This is a genomic window from Burkholderia aenigmatica (assembly GCF_048627025.1).
In the GTDB taxonomy this organism is placed as follows: Bacteria; Pseudomonadota; Gammaproteobacteria; order Burkholderiales; family Burkholderiaceae; genus Burkholderia; species Burkholderia aenigmatica.
Map to the genome: position 1 here is coordinate 2,410,851 of NZ_CP184468.1, position 17,680 is coordinate 2,428,530.

The window sequence follows — 17,680 nt, forward strand, 5'->3', positions numbered from 1 at the left end:
GATGCGCAACCGGTCTCAAGCCGAACCGCGGGATGCCGCTACCGCCCCGCTCGGCGCGCCGCCTTCCGATCTTCCCACACCGCTGCTCGGCGGTCTTACGCCGGCGCAATTCATGCGCGGCTACTGGCAGAAGAAGCCGCTGCTGATCCGCCAGGCGATCCCCGGCGTCGCGTCGCCGGTCTCGCGCGACGCGCTGTTCGAGCTCGCCGCCGACTATGACGCGGAATCGCGACTGATCACCCATTTTCGTAACAAGTGGCAACTGGCGCACGGCCCGTTCGAACCCGGCTCGCTGCCGGCCACCACGCGCAAGGCCTGGACCCTGCTCGTACAGGGGCTCGACCTGCACGTCGACGCGGCGCGCGCGCTGCTCGACCGCTTCCGCTTCATCCCGGACGCGCGCCTGGACGACCTGATGATCTCGTATGCGACGGACGGCGGCGGCGTCGGCCCGCATTTCGATTCGTACGACGTCTTCCTGCTGCAGGTCGAAGGCCGGCGCCGCTGGCGTGTCGGTGCGCAGAAGGACCTGTCGCTGCAGCCGGACGTGCCGCTGAAGATCCTCGAGAACTTCGAACCGAGCGACGAATGGGTACTCGAGCCCGGCGACATGCTGTACCTGCCGCCGCACATCGCGCACGACGGCGTGGCCGAAGGCGAATGCATGACCTGCTCGATCGGGTTCCGGGCCCCGTCCGCCGGCGAGCTGGGCGCCCAGTTCCTGTACTATCTCGCGGAGCGTGGCGGCCTGCGCGACGCGTGTGGCGACGATCTCTACCGCGATCCGAAGCAGCCGGCCGTCGACACGCCCGCGCAACTGCCTCCGGCGATGGTCGAGCGCGTGGCCGAGATCGTCGACGCGATCCGCTGGCGCAAACGCGACGTCGCCGAATTCCTCGGCTGCTACCTGAGCGAACCCAAGCCGAACGTCGTTTTCGACCCGCCGGCGCGCCCGCTGTCCGAGGCCGCGTTCGTCACGCAAGCGTCACGCCGCGGCGTGTGTCTCGACAGAAAGGCCGCATTGATGTATAACGCGCGCTCGTACTTCATAAATGGCGAGGAAGGACCGCTCGAGCAAGCCAGCGAATGGCTGCCCGAACTGGCCAATCAACGCCAAATGGAGGCGAAACGGTTTGTAACACTATCCCGGGTTCCCTCAATGACAGCCTTGTTGCACGAGTGGTATCGTGCGGGCTGGATACGGGTCGGAAACCGGAATTAGTGTGAGTCGCCCCGTATGCCCGTACGGATCAAATTCTGTATGGGAAAGACAACGTATTGACCCCGCATTTGTCGACGGTCGATAGGAAAGTGCATATAATTTCCGCCCAAGCCGTAGGGAAGATTCACGCTCTAGAAGTGCATCTCCACCAGCGGCCCAGGTCGGTGTTGGAGCACATTACCGGTATTGTTTCGCGCTGTTGCTTACCTTTAACCATAAAAGGACGTGATCATGAAGAAATCCCTCCTCGTAGCTTCCCTGTTGGCTGCTGTTGCACTGGCTGCTTGCAACAAGAGCGCTGATCAAGCTGCTTCGTCGGCTGCAAGCGACGCAGCTGCTGCTGCTTCGACGGCTGCTTCGGCAGTTGCCGGTGCTGCGAGCGACGCTACGGCCGCTGCTTCGTCGGCAACGGCTGCTGCGAGCGACGCTGCTGCTGCAGTGGCGTCGGCTGCTTCGGCAGCGACGGCTGCTCCGGCTTCGGGCGCAAGCCAGTAAGCCTCAGCGTCAGCTGAAAAAAAACCGGCCCGAGGGCCGGTTTTTTTACGTCTGCCGTTTTCGCGCGTGTCGCCCGCCAGTCGTACCGGGCCGCCGCAGCGGCCCTGCCCCGCTCATCCGAGCGTGAGCCAGTCGAAGCCCGCGTCCTGCGTGGCCACGATCACGTCCTCTCCGCTCGTCCCCAGTACCCCGCCAAACGCCTGGCGGACCAGCTCCGGCAGGTTGTTCTGCTGGCTCAGGTGCGCCGCGACCAGGTGCTGGAGGCGGCTGCGTTCGAGCGACGCGAGGATATCCGCCGCGGCGTCGTTGCTCAGGTGGCCGTGGTTGCCGCCGATGCGCACCTTCAGCGACTGCGGATAGCGGCTCCCGGCCAGCATCGCGGTGTCGTGGTTGGATTCGAGCACCAGCGCGTCACAACCGCTCAGGACGGCCGTGATGTGCGGCGTGGCCATCCCGACGTCCGTCAGCACGCCGAGCCGGCTGGAGCCGTCCATAAAGACGAACTGGAGCGGTTCGCGCGCATCGTGAGGGACCGTATAGGGCATCACGGCCAGATCGCGGATCGCGGCCGTCTCGTCGCCCCACAGCACGTGGAGATCGACGTCGGCCTCGTCCGCGCCGACCGCGCGCGCGGTGCCCCAGCTCATGTAGAGCGGCAGCGATGCGCGGCGGGCGAGCGTCAGCGCACTGCCGACGTGGTCGCTGTGTTCATGGGTAATGAGGATCGCATCGAGATCGCCGATGCAGAGATTCAGTCGGCCGAGCCGGCGCTCGACCTCCTTGGCAGAAAAGCCGCAGTCGAGCAGCACGCGGGTGGTCGTCGTGCCGCTCGAGGCCTCGACGACCAGCGCGTTGCCTTCGCTGCCGCTTCCGAGGCTGGCGAATCGCACGCGCTCAGTTCAGCTGCGCGTGGAGCAGCGAAATGATCCGCTGCGCGTCCGACGAGTTGTCGACCTGGCCGTTTGCACCGACCACCGCGACCTGCGTGCTGCCGTTGCCCTGCGCGCGCACGTTGACCATGAATTCCTTGCCCGGCTTCGCGGCCGACGGACCGCCGTAGAACAGCTTGCCGAACAGGCCGTCGCGCTTGAGTTCTTCCATCGTGTTCGCATAGCGCACGGTGTACACACCCTTCTCGCGATCGCGATTGTCGACCGCGAAGTTGGTGCGGTCGAGCGCCAGGCCCACGCGCAGCCATGCGCGATCGAACGACTCGGCCAGTTGCAGCGTTGCGCCGCCGCTGCTCGTGTCGCTGACTTGCGCCGGTGCCGTCGCGGGACGCGCATCGGTCAGCAGTTGCTTCGCCTGCGTATCGGTCAGGCCGAACTTCTGCATCAGCTTCGACAGGAACACGGCTTCGAGCACCGGGTTACGCGGACGCTCTTCCCAGCGCGACGACGTGCCGCCCTGCGGGCCGACCATCATTTCCTCCATCGCGCTGTGCGTGATCGAGATGTCGGTGTTGCCGTCCGACGTGCGGTTCACGAGCGTACGGAAGCGGTCGCGCGTGCCGGACGAGTATGCGAAATCGATGACCTTGCCGATCGTGCGGCGGAACCAGTCGTCCGGGATGTTCGCGCGGTTTTCGGCCCAGTCGGTGGCCATGATGCCCGTCGACGGTGCATCGGTCTTCAGCGAGAAGCCGTTCTCCTGCCAGAACTCCTTCAGGATCGGCCACAGCTGCTCGGGCGTGCGGCCATCGACGACGAGCCAGCGGCGGTCGCCGTCGCGCTCGATGTGCATGCCGAGCGGATCCTGCGCGCTCGGGATGCCGTCGGTCGCGTTGCCGGCCTGCGTCGTGACCCGCGGCGGCAGCGTGCCGAGGCCGGCGTTGCTCGGCGGCGCGACGAACTGCTGCGTCGTCGGCACCGGCTTCAGGTCGCTCGGCACCGCGAGCGGCGGCGCCGAACCGGTGTTCTTGTAGTTGACCCGGTCGGGGGCCAGATAGTCGTTCAGCGTATCGCAGCCGGCGAGCGCGCCCAGCGCCAGCACCATCACCGACATCTGGATGGCGCGAGAGGAAAAGGCGAAACGTTTCATGAAATCCTTCGTCTTGCTAGAACGCTCGTCAGGAGCGGCGCCGGACGGAGCCGGCCGGTGCGGGTTGATCAGGGTTCGAGCCGGCGGCCGCAGGACGCGGCCGCCTCGGCATCAGGCGAGGACGCCGGCCTCGACGAGGGCCGAACGCACGGCTTCGTGGCAGCGCTCGTCGAGCGCCGTGAGCGGCAGCCGGATGCCGCCCTGCATCTTGCCCATCGCCTGCAGCGCCCACTTCACCGGAATCGGGTTCGCCTCGATGAACAGGTTCTTGTGCAGCGACAGCAGCTTCATGTGCAGCGCGCGAGCCGTCTCTACGTCGCCGGCCAGCGCCGCGCGGCACAGGTCGCTCATCGCGCGCGGGGCGACGTTCGCCGTCACCGAGATGTTGCCGTGGCCGCCGAGCAGCATCAGCGCGATCGCGGTCGGATCGTCGCCGCTATAGATCGCGAAGTGCTTCGGCGCGGCCTTGATCAGGTGCGCGGCGCGATCGATGTTGCCGGTCGCTTCCTTCACGCCGATGATGCCCGGCACCTGCGCGAGGCGCAGCGTCGTCTCGTTCGCCATGTCGGCGACCGTGCGGCCCGGCACGTTGTACAGGATCACCGGCAGGTCGACCGCTTCGGCGATCGTCTTGAAGTGACGGTACATGCCTTCCTGCGTCGGCTTGTTGTAGTACGGCACGACCTGCAGCGTCGCGTCCGCGCCGACCGCCTTCGCTTGCTTCGTCAGCTCGATCGCCTCGGCGGTCGAGTTGCCGCCCGCGCCCGCGATGATCGGGATGCGTTTCGCCGCATGCTCGACCGCCGTGCGGATCATCAGGATGTGCTCTTCGACGTTGAGCGTTGCCGACTCGCCGCTCGTACCGACCACGACCAGCGCATCGGTGCCTTCCGCGATATGCCAGTCGATCAGTTTGCGAAACGCCGGCAGGTCGAGACTGCCGTCTTCGAGCATCGGGGTGACGATCGCGGGGATGCTGCCGCGGATTTGAATGCCGTCTTGGGTGCCGTTAGCCATGAAACGCGAAAGATTATGTACCGGTAAACGTTGAGATTGTAGCGGATTAGCCGGGCAGTTCGTAACGTGGAATTCCCGCCCCCGCCTTCGGGGTCGCGCCCTCGCGCACTGCGCAGAGACGCTGCACGAACGCCTCGCGCGGCGCGGCGACGAACCCGTCCTCGTACGCGACCACCCGCAGGTGGCCATGCACGGCGTCCAGCAGCTCGCCCGGGGCGAGCAGGAACGCGGGGTTGGACGGTTTCCCGACCGTTTCGTTTCCTTGCGCGAAGGTTTCGTAGATGAGCACGCCGCCGGGCGCCACCGCATCGAGCAGATGGGGCCAGAGCGGACGATGCAGATAATTCGTGACGATCACCGCCGAAAACGGCTCGCCGGCCGGCAACGGCCACGGCGCGCCTTCGAGATCGGCGTCGCGGGCATCGACGCCCGGGATCGCCCGCAACGCGGCCAGCGCGGCCGGGTCGCGGTCGAGTGCGACGACCGGATGCCCGTGCGACGCGAACCAGCGCGCATGGCGGCCGCCGCCCGCAGCGACATCCAGCACCGCGCCGCCTGGCGGCACGAGTCGCGACCATTGCGCGACCCAGCGCGACGGCTCGGCCTGGGCGACGTGGCCGCCCGCGGCGGCGATGACGGATGCGCTCATGCGGTCGATCAGTTGTACGACAGGCCCATCGCGTCACGCACGTCGCGCATCGTTTCCGTCGCGTACTTGCGCGCCTTGTCGCAACCGTCCGCGACGATCGCGCGCAGCAGCGACGGATCGTCCATGTACTTCTGCGCGCGCTCGAGCATCGGCTGCTGCTCGCGCAGGATGCCTTCGACGACCGGCTGCTTGCAATCGAGGCAGCCAATGCCCGCCGAGCGGCAGCCCTTCTGCACCCAGTCGTGCGTCGCTTCGTCCGTATAGACCTGGTGCAGCTGCCACACCGGGCACTTGTCGGGATCGCCCGGATCGGTGCGGCGCACGCGCGCGGGATCGGTCGGCATCGTGCGGACCTTCTTCGTGATCGTCTCGGCGTCTTCACGCAGGCCGATCGTGTTGCCGTACGACTTCGACATCTTCTGCCCGTCGAGGCCCGGCATCCGCGATGCTTCGGTGAGGAGCGCCTGCGGCTCGACGAGGATGATCTTGCGCGCGCCTTCGAGGTAGCCGAACAGGCGTTCGCGGTCGCTCATCGACAGGCTCTGCGATTCCTGCAGCATCGCACGCGCCTGTTCGAGCGCCTCGTCGTCGCCCTCCTGCTGATACGCGTTGCGCAGCTCGTGATAGAGCTTCGCGCGCTTGCCGCCGAGCTTCTTCGCGGCATCGAGCGCCTTCTCCTCGAAGCCCGGCTCGCGGCCGTACAGGTAGTTGAAGCGGCGTGCGATCTCGCGCGTCATCTCGACGTGCGGCACCTGGTCTTCACCGACCGGCACGAGCGAGCCGCGATACAGCAGGATGTCGGCCGCCATCAGCACCGGGTAGCCGAGGAAGCCGTAGGTCGACAGATCCTTGTCCTTCAGCTTCTCCATCTGTTCCTTGTAGGTCGGCACGCGTTCGAGCCAGCCGAGCGGCGTGCTCATGCCGAGCAACAGCGCGAGTTCGGCATGCTCGGGCACCTTGCTCTGGATGAACAGCGTGGCCTGCGCCGGATCGATGCCGGACGCGAGCCAGTCGATCAGCACGTCCCATACGTTCTTCTCGATGACCTCGGGAGTCTCGTAGTGCGTCGTCAGCGCATGCCAGTCGACGACGCAGAAGAAGCACGGGTACTCGGACTGCAGCTTCACCCAGTTTTTCAGCACGCCGTGGTAGTGACCGAGGTGCAGCGACCCGGTGGGTCGCATGCCGGAGAAAATACGTTCAGGGAACATGATTGTCGTTAGAGAAGCGAAGCGAATGGGGACAGGATGGCGCTCAGGACGGCGTAGCCGACGTTGACGAGCGGGCGCAGCCAGAAGTTCGTCAGCACGCCCGTCGCGACCAGCACGAGGACGATGATGAAACCGTACGGCTCGATGCGCGACAGCGCGATCGATTGCTTCGTCGGCAGCAGCGCCGCCAGGATGCGGCCGCCGTCGAGCGGCGGCAGCGGAAACAGGTTCAGCACGCCGAGCACGAGGTTCGCGCTGACGCCGGCAAACGCCATCCGCGTGAAGAACGGCTCGTCGATGCCGACGGCAGGCAGCACGAGCGTCAGCACGCCCCAGATCAGCGCCTGCACGAAGTTGCAGGCCGGGCCCGCGAGCGATACCCACAGGCTGCCCCAGCGCGGATCGCGCAGGTTGCCGAACGACACCGGCACGGGCTTCGCATAGCCGAACAGGAACGCGCCGCCGGTCAGGAAATACATCACGAGCGGGATCGCGATCGTGCCGATCGGATCGATGTGACGCATCGGGTTGAACGACACGCGCCCCATCACGTAGGCGGTATTGTCGCCGAGCAGGCGGGCGGCGTAGCCATGCGCGGCCTCGTGCAACGTGATCGCGAAGATCACGGGTAGCGCGTAGACGGCGATGGTCTGTATCAGGGAAGCATCCATATCGCGTTATTGTAACAAGCGCACTCGCGCAAAAAATGGAACGGCGCGCTTACGCCGCCGAGAGTCCGAACGGCTCGAGCGCGCCGCGCCCCGCGCGCACGAGCTCGGGCTCGTCGCCGGTCAGGTCGATCACCGTCGACGGCTCACGCGGGCATGCGCCGCCGTCGATCACGAGGTCGACCTGTTTCTCGAGCCGATCGCGGATTTCTTCGGGATCGTTGAGCGGCTCGTCGTCCGGCGGCAGGATCAGCGTCGTGCCGAGCAACGGCTGGCCGAGCGATTCGAGCAACGCGAGCGTGATCGCATGATCGGGCACGCGCAGCCCGATCGTCTTGCGCGACGGGTGCGACAGCCGGCGCGGCACTTCCTTCGTCGCCTGCAGGATGAAGACGTACGGGCCGGGCGTCACCGACTTGATCTGCCGGTACTGGCGGTTGTCGACCATCGCGAAGTTGGCGAGCTCCGACAGGTCGCGCACGAGCAGCGACAGGTGCTGCTTTTCGTCGAGGCCGCGAATCCGGCGCACGCGCTCGACCGCGTCCTTGTCGTCGAGATGGCACGCGAGCGCATAGCTCGAATCGGTCGGCATCGCGATCACGCCGCCCTTGCTGACGATCTCCACGGCCTGCTTGATCAGGCGCGGCTGCGGATTATCCGGGTGAATCCTGAAGAACTGGGACATGGGGGGTCGTAAAGGGGGAAAAATCGGATGCGCGCGCCAGAGGCAACGCGGGCGGCGGGCCGCCGCCCGGTGTCAGAGCCAGCGCTCCCAGACCGGTGTCAGGTCGGGCGGCAACGGCGGCAGGCTGCCGAGCTCGACACGGCCCTCGCCTGGCGCATGGAAATCCGAGCCGCGCGACGCTTCGAAGCCGAAGCGGCGTGCGACGTCCGCGTATTCGCGGTACTGATCGGGGGTATGGCTGCCGGTGACGACCTCGATCGCGCGGCCGCCCAGATCGATGAACTCGCCGAAGAACGCGTCGAATTCGACGGGCGTATAGCGGTAACGGCCCGGATGCGCGACCACGGCTTCGCCGCCGGCCGCCCGAATCCACGCGACGGCGTCGGGCAGCGTCGCCCAGCGGTGCGGGACGAACCCGGGCTTGCCGTCACCGAGCATGCGATCGAACACATCGGACGTCGACGTGGCATGGCCGTTCTCGACGAGAAAGCGGGCGAAGTGCGTGCGCGAGATCAGGTCGGGATTCGACACGTACTTCAGCGCGCCTTCGTACGCGCCGGGAATGCCGAGCGTGGCGAGCTGTTCGCCGATCGCCACCGCACGCGCCGCGCGGCCGTGGCGCGTACGGTACAGGCCGTCGACGAGCACCTGGTTCGCGGGATCGACATTCAGGCCGACGATGTGCACGGTGCGCGACGCCCACGTGACCGAAATCTCGACGCCGCTCAGGTAGCGCATGCCGAGCGCTTCCGCCTCGCTGCGCGCCGCCGCCTGGCCGCCGATCTCATCGTGGTCGGTCAGCGCCCACAGGGTCACGCCGCCGGCATGGGCGCGGCGTGCGACGTCGGCAGGCGACAGCAACCCGTCGGAAACATTCGAATGGCAGTGGAGATCGGCGTTCATTGTCGGCATGGCAGGTAAGGCTTCATTCTACTGCAACGCGGCAATGCGCCGCCCGCCTGCCCCGCCGCTGCCGCCGCGCGCTTACGCGCAGAACGCCTCGATCAGCGCCGCGATCTGCTCGGGCTGGTCGTGATGCACCATGTGGCCGGCATCCTCGACGAGCTTCTCGCGCCAGTCGGGGAACGCGTTGAAACGCGCCTTGAATTCCGGCAGCGGGATGTCGCCGGCGATGTGCGCCAGCGTCGGCGAATTGACGGCCTCGACGTGCAGCACCTTCGCGCGTACCTGTGCCCAGGTGGCCATCACTTCGTCGAGCCGGTACAGCTGCGGGCCGGGCATCTTGTGCGCGGGGTCGGCCAGCAGATGGTACTGGCCGTCGTCGCCGCGCTTCGACCAGTGCGCGGCGAGGAACGCGGCGCGATGCGGCGCGAGCCGCGGATTGGTCTTGGTCAGGCGCGCCGCCACGTCGTCGAGCGACGCATAAGGGCGCAGCGCGGGCGGTTCGCGCAACTCGTCCAGCCAGCCGCGCAGCCGGCGCGGCGCCTGCTCGGCCCGCGCGGGCGCGAGCCCGAAACCCTCGAGATCGACCACGCGCCGCACGCGCTCCGGCCGCGCGCCGGCATACAGGCACACGACGTTCGCGCCCATGCTGTGCCCGACCAGGTTGACTTCGCCGGTCGGCGCATAGTGGTCGACGAGCGCATCGAGGTCGCCGAGGTATTCGTGGAACCAGTAGTGGCCGCCGCCCTGCCGCGCGACCGGCCAGTCGGACAGCCCGAAACCGCGTGCATCGGGCGCGATCACCTGCCAGTCGCCCGCGAGCGCATCGACGACGAACTGGAACGACGCCGCGACGTCCATCCAGCCGTGCAGCATGAACAGCGTCGGCGCATCGGGCCGGCCCCAGCGCCGGACATGCAGCTTGACGCCGCGCACCGTGACGAAATCGGAAACAGAACTCGAGGCACTCATTGCAGCCGCCAGAAAAAAGAATGATCGTTCGATTATAGCGGCGACGCCTTCCTTCCGGTGTCCGGCAATCGAGGCACCGCTCTAGCGGCTCCAGGACGCGAGGGGCCGCCGGCAAACGCCATCTGCCGGGCACACGGACGGCCGACAGCCGCCGAAACGCACCCGAACGCGAGCCGGCTAGCGTGGCGCGCTTCCGTCCGCTCCGTCCTGCGCGGCCAGTTCGTCGAGTTCGGCCTGCTCGAATCCCGCATCGCGACGCGCATCGAAATTGAACGGCCCCCGCAGCCGCGGCGCATGATACTGCTCGGCAAGCTGCCGGTAGGTCGGCACGGGATCTCGGCCGGCCTCGTCGCACAGGTGCCGGAACCAGTGGTTGCCGATCGCGACATGGCCGATTTCGTCGCGCAGGATCACGTCGAGGATCGCGGCCGACGCATCGTCGCCCGCCTGGACGAGCCGCGCGCGGATCGGCGGCGATGCGTCGAGCCCGCGGGCCTCGAGCGTGCGCGGTACGAGCGCCATGCGCGCCAGCACGTCGCCCTTGGTCCGCTCGCACATCTCCCACAGACCGTTGTGCGCGGGAAAATCGCCGTACGCATGCCCGAATGCCGCCAGACGGTCGGACAGCAGCGTGAAGTGATAGGCCTCCTCGGCCGCCACCTTCAGCCAGTCCGCGTAGAACGCGCCCGGCAAACCCGCGAAACGCCAGACCGCGTCGAGCGCCAGATTGATCGCATTGAACTCGATATGGGCCAGCGCGTGCAGCAGCACGGCGCGCCCTTCGGGCGAACGCATGCTGCGGCGCTCGAGCTGGCGCGGCTCGACGAGCGGCGGCCGCACCGGGCGGCCGGGCAGATCGGCCGGTTCGGGCAACTCGAGCGACGGGGCGATCGCCGCCTGCCCGGCCAGCAGCGCCTCGTGGAGCGCGCGCACCCGGGCGGCCTTGGCCGCGGGTTCGGTGTCACGCAACGCGGCGAGCGCGGCGCGGCGCACGCAGGCCGGCGCATTGCCGAAAGAAGAAGACTCCATGCTCATGAACGGGGACACCCCGCGTGCGCGGCCCGGGAGCGCACGCACGCGACGGTTTACAATAGGCGATTGTTCCGCGGCGCAATGCAGCAATGCGAATGCGCCGGGCAAACCAGACGCGCCATTCTACCGGCGCCCATCATCGAAGAGACAAGGAGACACCGTGACGATCTACAAGCTGGGCGATACGGCCCCGACGATCCACGAAAGCGTATTCGTCGCCGATACGGCGGCCATCATCGGCAAGGTCGTGCTCGAGGAGAACGCGAGCGTCTGGTTCGGCGCGACGATTCGTGGCGACAACGAGACGATTACCGTCGGCGTGGGCAGCAACGTCCAGGAAGGCGCGGTACTGCATACGGACCCCGGCTTTCCGCTGACGATTGCCGAGAACGTGACGATCGGGCATCAGGCCATGCTGCACGGCTGCACGATCGGCGAAGGTTCGCTGGTCGGTATCCAGGCGGTGGTCTTGAATGGAGCGGTCATCGGCCGCAACTGTCTGGTTGGTGCCGGCGCGGTCGTGACGGAAGGCAAGACGTTCCCGGACAACTCGCTGATTCTCGGCGCACCGGCGAAAGTCGTGCGCGAGCTGTCGGCGGAAGACATTGCGCGGCTGCGCACGAACGCGAAGACGTACATCGAGCGGCGTGCGCATTTCAAGGAGCAACTCGTGCGGATCGGGTGATTCGCACGGATTTCAAGGAAGAAGAGTGAGCGACCAGTTACAGAAATTCATGTTCAATGCGGCGCCCGTGCGTGGCGAGATCGTTTCGCTGCGCAATACGTGGCAGGAAGTGCTCTCCCGCCGCGACTACCCTGCCCCCGTGCGCACGGTGCTCGGCGAGATGATGGCCGCGTGCGCACTGCTGTCCGCGAACCTGAAATTCAACGGCACCCTGATCATGCAGATCTTCGGCGACGGGCCGGTCCAGATGCTGGTCGTCCAGTGCGGTTCGGATCTGTCGATGCGGGCCACCGCGAAGTTCGCCGGCGATGCCGCTCAGACGATCGGCGACGACACGAGCTTCCCGTCGCTCGTCAATGCGAGCGGTCACGGCCGTTGCGTGATCACGCTCGACCCGGCCGACAAGCTGCCGGGCCAGCAGCCGTATCAGGGCATCGTGCCGCTGAACGGCGTCGACGGCCCGCTCGAATCCGTCTCGCAGGTGCTCGAGCATTACATGCATCACTCGGAGCAGCTCGATACGCGGATGTGGCTCGCAGCCGATCGCGACCGCGCGGTCGGCATGCTGCTGCAGAAGCTGCCGGGCGACGGCGGCATCGTGCCGCGTAATGCCGAAACCGATACCGATACGTGGGAGCGCGTCTGCACGCTCGGCGGCACGCTGTCCGCGCAGGAACTGCTCGAAGTCGAACCGGAAGTGGTGTTCCGCCGGCTGTTCTGGCAGGAAAACGTGCAGCACTTCGAACCGGCCGGCACGCGCTTCCAGTGCTCGTGTTCGCGCGAGAAGGTCGGCGCGATGCTGCGCATGCTCGGCCGCGAAGAGGTCGACAGCGTGATCGTCGAGCGCGGCCACGTCGAGATCCATTGCGAGTTCTGCAATCAGCGCTACGAATTCGATCCGGTCGACGTCGCGCAGCTGTTCGCGGCCCCCGGCGTCGAGACGGGCATCGCGCCCGCCACCGACCAGCGTCACTGAGCTGGGCAGCGGCCCGGTGCCCGCCATCCGGGCACGGGCGCATAATGACGCACGAGCGTCGCACGCACGGCTCCGGCGCCGAAGTCTCGTACTTCGGCGCAAGCCGCCTCCCGTCGTCGGCGCGCTGCAGGAGAAACACATGAATCGCCCGCTTCATCGACCGTTTCATCGATCGTTCCGCACCATCGTCCTGACGAGCGTTGCCGCCGGCACGCTCGCCCTTGCCGGCTGCGCGATGCCGCCGCCGACTTCCACGATCCTGAGCCGCCTGCCCGAACCCGGTGCATCGGGCGGCCAGCCGCGCGCGCTGTCGAGCGCCGAACGCAAGCGCTACGACGAGATCGACCAGCAGGTGCTGCGCGAACAGAACAGCGCGATCGCAGCGGAGGCAGCGGCGCGCGCGTGGGCCTATTACTCGCCGCCGCCCGTCACCGTCTACGGCGGGTATTACGGCGGATGGGGCAATCGCTGGGGCACGGGTATCAGCTACGGCTACCCAGGATGGTGGTGGTGAGCGTGCATCGCTCAGCCGATTGACTACCGGCAGGAAATAAAAAAGCGCGGCATTTCCCGCGCTTTTTCAATGGATTCGAGCAATTGCGCTCAGTGATGAGCGGCCTTGCCCTTGTCGCCGCCATGATGCCGCGACGGCTTCGCGATCGACTGCGGATTCGGCACGACACGCACCGGCGCCGCGGATACGGCACCGCGCGTCGACGTATTCGACGGCGTGTTGTTCAGCGGCGCGGCCGGCGCATTCGGCGACACGAACTGCACGAACACCTCGCCGTCCTTCACCATGCCCATCTCGTAGCGCGCGCGCTCCTCGATGGCCGCAGTGCCGCTCTGCAGATCCTGCACTTCGCCGGCGGTGCGCTCGTTGCGCAGCTTCTCGTCCGCATTCTTCTGGAGCTGGTCGTCAAGCTGCTGACGCAATTCATGCACCCGCAGCCAGCCGCCGTGTCCCCACCATAGGGGGTACTGAATGAGCGCCAGCAGGGCAATCAGGACGACAGTGACAAGCCGCATGTAAGAACCGCAGATATAAGAAGCGCCGCTCCGCGCACATGCACAGAGCGGCGTCGAGATGACGAACCCGATAGTAGCGCGTTAGCGCAGGTTATAGAAAGCCGATTTACCCGGGTAGCTTGCGATGTCGCCGAGATCTTCCTCGATGCGCAGCAGCTGGTTGTACTTCGAGATACGGTCGCTGCGCGACAGCGAACCCGTCTTGATCTGACCGGCGTTCAGGCCGACCGCAATGTCCGCGATCGTCGAATCTTCCGTTTCGCCCGAGCGGTGCGAGATCACGGCCGTGTAGCCGGCACGCTTCGCCATCTCGATTGCCGCGAACGTTTCGGTCAGCGTACCGATCTGGTTGATCTTGATGAGGATCGAGTTCGCGATGCCCTTCTCGATGCCTTCCTTCAGGATGCGCGTGTTCGTGACGAACAGGTCGTCGCCGACCAGCTGCACCTTCTTGCCGAGGCGGTCGGTCAGCAGCTTCCAGCCTTCCCAGTCGCTTTCGTGCATGCCGTCCTCGATCGACACGATCGGGAACTTGTCCGCGAGCGTCGCGAGGTAGTCGGTGAATTCGGCCGACGACAGTTGCAGGCCTTCGCCCGCGAGCTGGTACTTGCCGTCGTGGTAGAACTCGGATGCCGCGCAGTCGAGCGCGAGCAGCACGTCTTCACCGGCACGGTAGCCAGCCTTCTCGATCGCCTGCAGGATCGTCGACAGGCACTCGTCGTTGCTGCCGAAGTTCGGCGCGAAGCCGCCTTCGTCACCGACTGCCGTGCTCATGCCGCGGTCGCTCAGGATCTTCTTCAGTGCGTGGAACACTTCCGCGCCGCAACGCAGGGCTTCACGGAACGTCGGCTGGCTCACCGGGACGATCATGAATTCCTGGATGTCGAGGCTGTTGTTCGCGTGCGCGCCGCCGTTGACGATGTTCATCATCGGCACCGGCAGTTGCATGGCACCCGAACCACCGAAGTAGCGGTACAGCGGCAGGCCAGCCTCTTCGGCGGCTGCCTTCGCGACGGCCATCGACACGGCCAGCATCGCGTTCGCGCCGAGGCGCGACTTGTTGTCGGTGCCGTCCAGCTCGAGCAGCGTCTTGTCGAGGAACGCCTGTTCCGACGCGTCGAGGCCCATGATGGCTTCGGAGATTTCGGTGTTGATATGCTCGACTGCCTTCAGCACGCCCTTGCCGTTGTAGCGGCCGGCTTCGCCGTCGCGCAGTTCGATCGCTTCACGCGAGCCGGTGGACGCGCCCGACGGCACCGCCGCGCGGCCCATCGTGCCCGATTCGAGCAGCACGTCGCATTCGACGGTGGGGTTGCCGCGCGAATCCAGAATCTCGCGGCCGATGATATCTACGATTGCACTCATGGGTTTCCTCTGAGAATGACGATGGATTCTTCAAACTGCGACGGCGCACGCGCCTGAACCGCTTTCGCTACTGACGCGCGAAGCCGTCGCAAGGTTCATTCGATCTTTAATTGAAATCGTTTTCCAGGAACGGATTGCGCTTCACCGCCTGGTCGAGCGTGACGAGGGTCTCCAGCAGCGCACCCATCCGGTTCAGCGGCACCGCGTTCGGGCCGTCCGACTTTGCTTCAGCCGGATTCGGGTGCGTCTCCATGAAGAGGCCCGCGACGCCCGTCGCGACCGCCGCCCGTGCGAGCACCGGCACGAATTCGCGCTGGCCGCCCGAGCTCGTGCCCTGCCCGCCCGGCAACTGCACCGAGTGGGTCGCATCGAACACGACGGGGGCGCTCGTCTCGCGCATGATCGCGAGCGAACGCATGTCCGACACGAGATTGTTGTAGCCGAACGAGACACCGCGCTCGCACGCCATGAAACGGTCTTCCGACAGCCCCGCTTCACGGGCCGCTTCGCGCGCCTTGTCGATCACGTTCTTCATGTCGTGCGGCGCGAGGAACTGGCCCTTCTTGATGTTGACGGGCTTGCCCGAGCGCGCGCACGCATGGATGAAATCGGTCTGGCGGCACAGGAACGCCGGCGTCTGCAGCACGTCGACGACCGACGCGACCTGCTCGATCTCTTCGATCGAATGCACGTCGGTCAGCACCGGCAGGCCGAGCTGGCGCTTCACCTCGGACAGGATCCGCAGGCCCTCGTCCATTCCGAGGCCGCGGAACGACTTGCCCGAGCTGCGGTTCGCCTTGTCGTAGGACGACTTGTAGATGAACGGAACGTTCAGCTTCTCGCAGATCTCCTTCAGGCGGCCTGCCGTGTCGATCGTCATTTGCTCCGATTCGACGACGCAGGTACCCGCGATCAGGAAGAAAGGCTTGTCGAGACCGACCTCGAAATCGCACAGCTTCATGCTTACACTCCGCGCGCTTGCTTGTTGGCAAGCGCAGCTTCGACGAACGACTTGAAGAGGGGATGACCGTCACGCGGCGTGGACGTGAATTCCGGGTGGAACTGGACGCCGACGAACCACGGGTGCATCGAACGCGGCAGCTCCATCATTTCCGGCAGATCCTCGCTCGGGGTACGGGCGCTGATGATAAGGCCGCCGGCTTCGAGCTGGGGCACGAAGCGGTTATTGACTTCATAACGGTGGCGATGGCGCTCGTTCACGTCCTTGCCATAGATCTCTTCGGCCATCGTGCCCGGCTTGATCGGGCAACGCTGCGAGCCGAGGCGCATCGTGCCGCCGAGATCGGATTCCTCGGTGCGCGTCTCGACCTTGCCGTCGCGGTCGTACCACTCGGTGATCAGCGCGACCACGCGTTCCGGCGTGTCCGGCTCGAATTCCGTGCTGTTCGCCTGCTTCAGGCCGACGACGTCGCGCGCGAACTCGATCACCGCGAGCTGCATGCCGAGGCAGATGCCGAGATACGGCACCTTGGCTTCACGCGCATAGCGGATCGCCGCGATCTTGCCTTCCGTGCCGCGACGGCCGAAACCGCCCGGCACCAGCACGGCGTCGAGGTGCTTCAGGCTGTCGACACCGTTCGACTCGATCTCTTCCGAGTCGATGTATTCGATGTTGACCTTGGTCGACGTGTGCAGCGATGCGTGGCGCAGCGCCTCGATCAGCGACTTGTACGACTCGGTCAGGTCGACATACTTGCCGACCATGCCGATCGTCACTTCGTGCTTCGGGTTCTCGAGCTTCTCGACGAGTTCCGACCACATGCTCAGGTCGGCGTCCTTCGGCGACAGCTTCAGTTCCTCGCAGATGATGCGGTCGAGGCCCTGGTCGTGCAGCATCTGCGGAATCTTGTAGATGCTGTCGGCGTCCCACACCGAGATCACGGCGTCTTCCGGCACGTTCGAGAACATCGAGATCTTCTTCGATTCGTCGTCCGGAATGCGGCGGTCCGCACGGCACAGCAGCACGTGCGGCAGGATGCCGATCTCGCGCAGCTTCTGCACGCTGTGCTGGGTCGGCTTCGTCTTCAGCTCGCCGGCCGTCGCGACGTACGGCACCAGCGTCAGGTGCACGAAGCACGCGCTGTTGCGGCCGAGGCGCAGGCTCATCTGGCGCGCGGCTTCGAGGAACGGCAGCGATTCGATGTCGCCGACCGTGCCGCCGATCTCGACGATCGCGACATCCGGCTCACCGCAGGTGGCCGACGCGGCCCCGCGCTCGATGAACGCCTGGATTTCGTTCGTGATGTGCGGAATGACCTGCACGGTCTTGCCGAGATAGTCGCCGCGGCGTTCCTTGCGGATCACCGATTCGTAGATCTGGCCGGTCGTGAAGTTGTTGGCCTTGCGCATCTTCGTGCTGATGAAGCGCTCATAGTGGCCGAGGTCGAGGTCCGTCTCCGCTCCATCTTCCGTCACGAACACTTCGCCGTGCTGGAACGGGCTCATCGTGCCGGGGTCGACGTTGATGTAGGGATCGAGTTTGAGGAGGGTGACTTTCAGACCGCGCGATTCGAGGATCGCGGCGAGGGAAGCGGCGGCAATACCCTTGCCAAGGGAAGAAACTACGCCGCCGGTGACGAAAACATATTTGGTCATCGCTGGATGCTCGCGGGAAAAACGGATTATACCGTAAAGCCCGCCCTTCTCTCAGCAATTGACTCGATGATCGCGCCCTTTCGCGCCGACCCGCACCAGCCGTGCGCGCCGGGGC

General features: G+C 66.1%; 19 protein-coding genes. 5 read left to right on the forward strand and 14 right to left on the reverse strand.

All coding sequences use genetic code 11. From position 1 onward, the window contains the following. Window position 1 precedes the first annotated feature (1 nt). Window positions 2–1,222: a cupin domain-containing protein gene (locus ACN8ZM_RS11270; RefSeq protein ID WP_043190275.1), complete on the forward strand. Its 1,221-nt coding sequence runs from the start codon at window positions 2–4 to the stop codon at window positions 1,220–1,222. A gap of 56 nt (window positions 1,223–1,278) precedes the next feature. Next, window positions 1,279–1,524 (forward strand): hypothetical protein, encoded by a 246-nt coding sequence (locus ACN8ZM_RS11275; RefSeq protein ID WP_075122947.1) that lies wholly within the window; start codon window positions 1,279–1,281, stop codon window positions 1,522–1,524. A gap of 306 nt (window positions 1,525–1,830) precedes the next feature. On the opposite strand, the gene ACN8ZM_RS11280 is transcribed toward ACN8ZM_RS11275, so the two are convergent. The 10 genes from ACN8ZM_RS11280 to ACN8ZM_RS11325 form a co-directional block, all read right to left on the reverse strand. Then, complete coding sequence (locus ACN8ZM_RS11280) at window positions 1,831–2,607, reverse strand: MBL fold metallo-hydrolase (protein WP_420209988.1); 777 nt, start codon at window positions 2,605–2,607, stop codon at window positions 1,831–1,833. A 4-nt stretch (window positions 2,608–2,611) separates the two neighbouring features. Beyond that, window positions 2,612–3,757, reverse strand: a complete 1,146-nt coding sequence (bamC, locus tag ACN8ZM_RS11285) for an outer membrane protein assembly factor BamC (protein WP_043190281.1) — start codon at window positions 3,755–3,757, stop codon at window positions 2,612–2,614. A gap of 111 nt (window positions 3,758–3,868) precedes the next feature. Then, a complete protein-coding gene (dapA, locus tag ACN8ZM_RS11290; RefSeq protein WP_043190283.1) occupies window positions 3,869–4,774 on the reverse strand; it encodes a 4-hydroxy-tetrahydrodipicolinate synthase in 906 nt (301 codons plus the stop codon). Between the two features lie 46 nt (window positions 4,775–4,820). Continuing rightward, complete coding sequence (locus tag ACN8ZM_RS11295; RefSeq protein WP_420209989.1) at window positions 4,821–5,423, reverse strand: class I SAM-dependent methyltransferase; 603 nt, start codon at window positions 5,421–5,423, stop codon at window positions 4,821–4,823. Between the two features lie 8 nt (window positions 5,424–5,431). Then, the gene (locus ACN8ZM_RS11300; protein ID WP_011352534.1) at window positions 5,432–6,634 is read right to left on the reverse strand and encodes a tryptophan--tRNA ligase; all 1,203 of its coding nucleotides are present in this window, start codon (window positions 6,632–6,634) and stop codon (window positions 5,432–5,434) included. Between the two features lie 8 nt (window positions 6,635–6,642). Next, window positions 6,643–7,305 carry a site-2 protease family protein gene (locus ACN8ZM_RS11305; protein WP_043190288.1) on the reverse strand — a complete coding sequence of 221 codons (663 nt, stop codon included), beginning with the start codon at window positions 7,303–7,305 and terminating at the stop codon, window positions 6,643–6,645. A gap of 49 nt (window positions 7,306–7,354) precedes the next feature. Continuing rightward, window positions 7,355–7,987: an L-threonylcarbamoyladenylate synthase gene (locus tag ACN8ZM_RS11310; protein WP_043190290.1), complete on the reverse strand. Its 633-nt coding sequence runs from the start codon at window positions 7,985–7,987 to the stop codon at window positions 7,355–7,357. 72 nt (window positions 7,988–8,059) lie between these two features. Next, a complete protein-coding gene (locus ACN8ZM_RS11315; RefSeq protein ID WP_041493101.1) occupies window positions 8,060–8,890 on the reverse strand; it encodes a 3',5'-nucleoside bisphosphate phosphatase in 831 nt (276 codons plus the stop codon). Window positions 8,891–8,971: 81 nt separating this feature from the next. Further along, on the reverse strand, window positions 8,972–9,862 hold the full coding sequence (locus ACN8ZM_RS11320; RefSeq protein ID WP_301769591.1) for an alpha/beta fold hydrolase: 891 nt from the start codon (window positions 9,860–9,862) through the stop codon (window positions 8,972–8,974). A 177-nt stretch (window positions 9,863–10,039) separates the two neighbouring features. Further along, complete coding sequence (locus tag ACN8ZM_RS11325) at window positions 10,040–10,897, reverse strand: ferritin-like domain-containing protein (protein WP_043190294.1); 858 nt, start codon at window positions 10,895–10,897, stop codon at window positions 10,040–10,042. Between the two features lie 157 nt (window positions 10,898–11,054). On the opposite strand from ACN8ZM_RS11325, the gene ACN8ZM_RS11330 reads away from it, so the two are divergent. The 3 genes from ACN8ZM_RS11330 to ACN8ZM_RS11340 all read left to right on the forward strand — a co-directional run bounded on the left by ACN8ZM_RS11330 (window position 11,055) and on the right by ACN8ZM_RS11340 (window position 13,069). Further along, complete coding sequence (locus tag ACN8ZM_RS11330; RefSeq protein WP_420209990.1) at window positions 11,055–11,579, forward strand: gamma carbonic anhydrase family protein; 525 nt, start codon at window positions 11,055–11,057, stop codon at window positions 11,577–11,579. A gap of 25 nt (window positions 11,580–11,604) precedes the next feature. Further along, window positions 11,605–12,555 carry an Hsp33 family molecular chaperone HslO gene (gene hslO / locus ACN8ZM_RS11335; RefSeq protein WP_043190298.1) on the forward strand — a complete coding sequence of 317 codons (951 nt, stop codon included), beginning with the start codon at window positions 11,605–11,607 and terminating at the stop codon, window positions 12,553–12,555. Between the two features lie 139 nt (window positions 12,556–12,694). Beyond that, complete coding sequence (locus ACN8ZM_RS11340; RefSeq protein ID WP_089450880.1) at window positions 12,695–13,069, forward strand: hypothetical protein; 375 nt, start codon at window positions 12,695–12,697, stop codon at window positions 13,067–13,069. 89 nt (window positions 13,070–13,158) lie between these two features. Here the strand turns inward: ACN8ZM_RS11340 and ftsB are convergent, their stop codons facing one another. From ftsB to ACN8ZM_RS11360, 4 genes are all read right to left on the reverse strand, one after another. Then, window positions 13,159–13,584, reverse strand: a complete 426-nt coding sequence (ftsB, locus tag ACN8ZM_RS11345) for a cell division protein FtsB (protein ID WP_043190303.1) — start codon at window positions 13,582–13,584, stop codon at window positions 13,159–13,161. Window positions 13,585–13,665: 81 nt separating this feature from the next. Then, complete coding sequence (gene eno, locus ACN8ZM_RS11350; RefSeq protein WP_011352544.1) at window positions 13,666–14,949, reverse strand: phosphopyruvate hydratase; 1,284 nt, start codon at window positions 14,947–14,949, stop codon at window positions 13,666–13,668. 106 nt (window positions 14,950–15,055) lie between these two features. Then, window positions 15,056–15,910 carry a 3-deoxy-8-phosphooctulonate synthase gene (gene kdsA / locus ACN8ZM_RS11355; protein WP_043190304.1) on the reverse strand — a complete coding sequence of 285 codons (855 nt, stop codon included), beginning with the start codon at window positions 15,908–15,910 and terminating at the stop codon, window positions 15,056–15,058. A gap of 2 nt (window positions 15,911–15,912) precedes the next feature. Next, window positions 15,913–17,565, reverse strand: a complete 1,653-nt coding sequence (locus tag ACN8ZM_RS11360) for a CTP synthase (RefSeq protein WP_043190306.1) — start codon at window positions 17,563–17,565, stop codon at window positions 15,913–15,915. Window positions 17,566–17,680 lie beyond the last annotated feature (115 nt).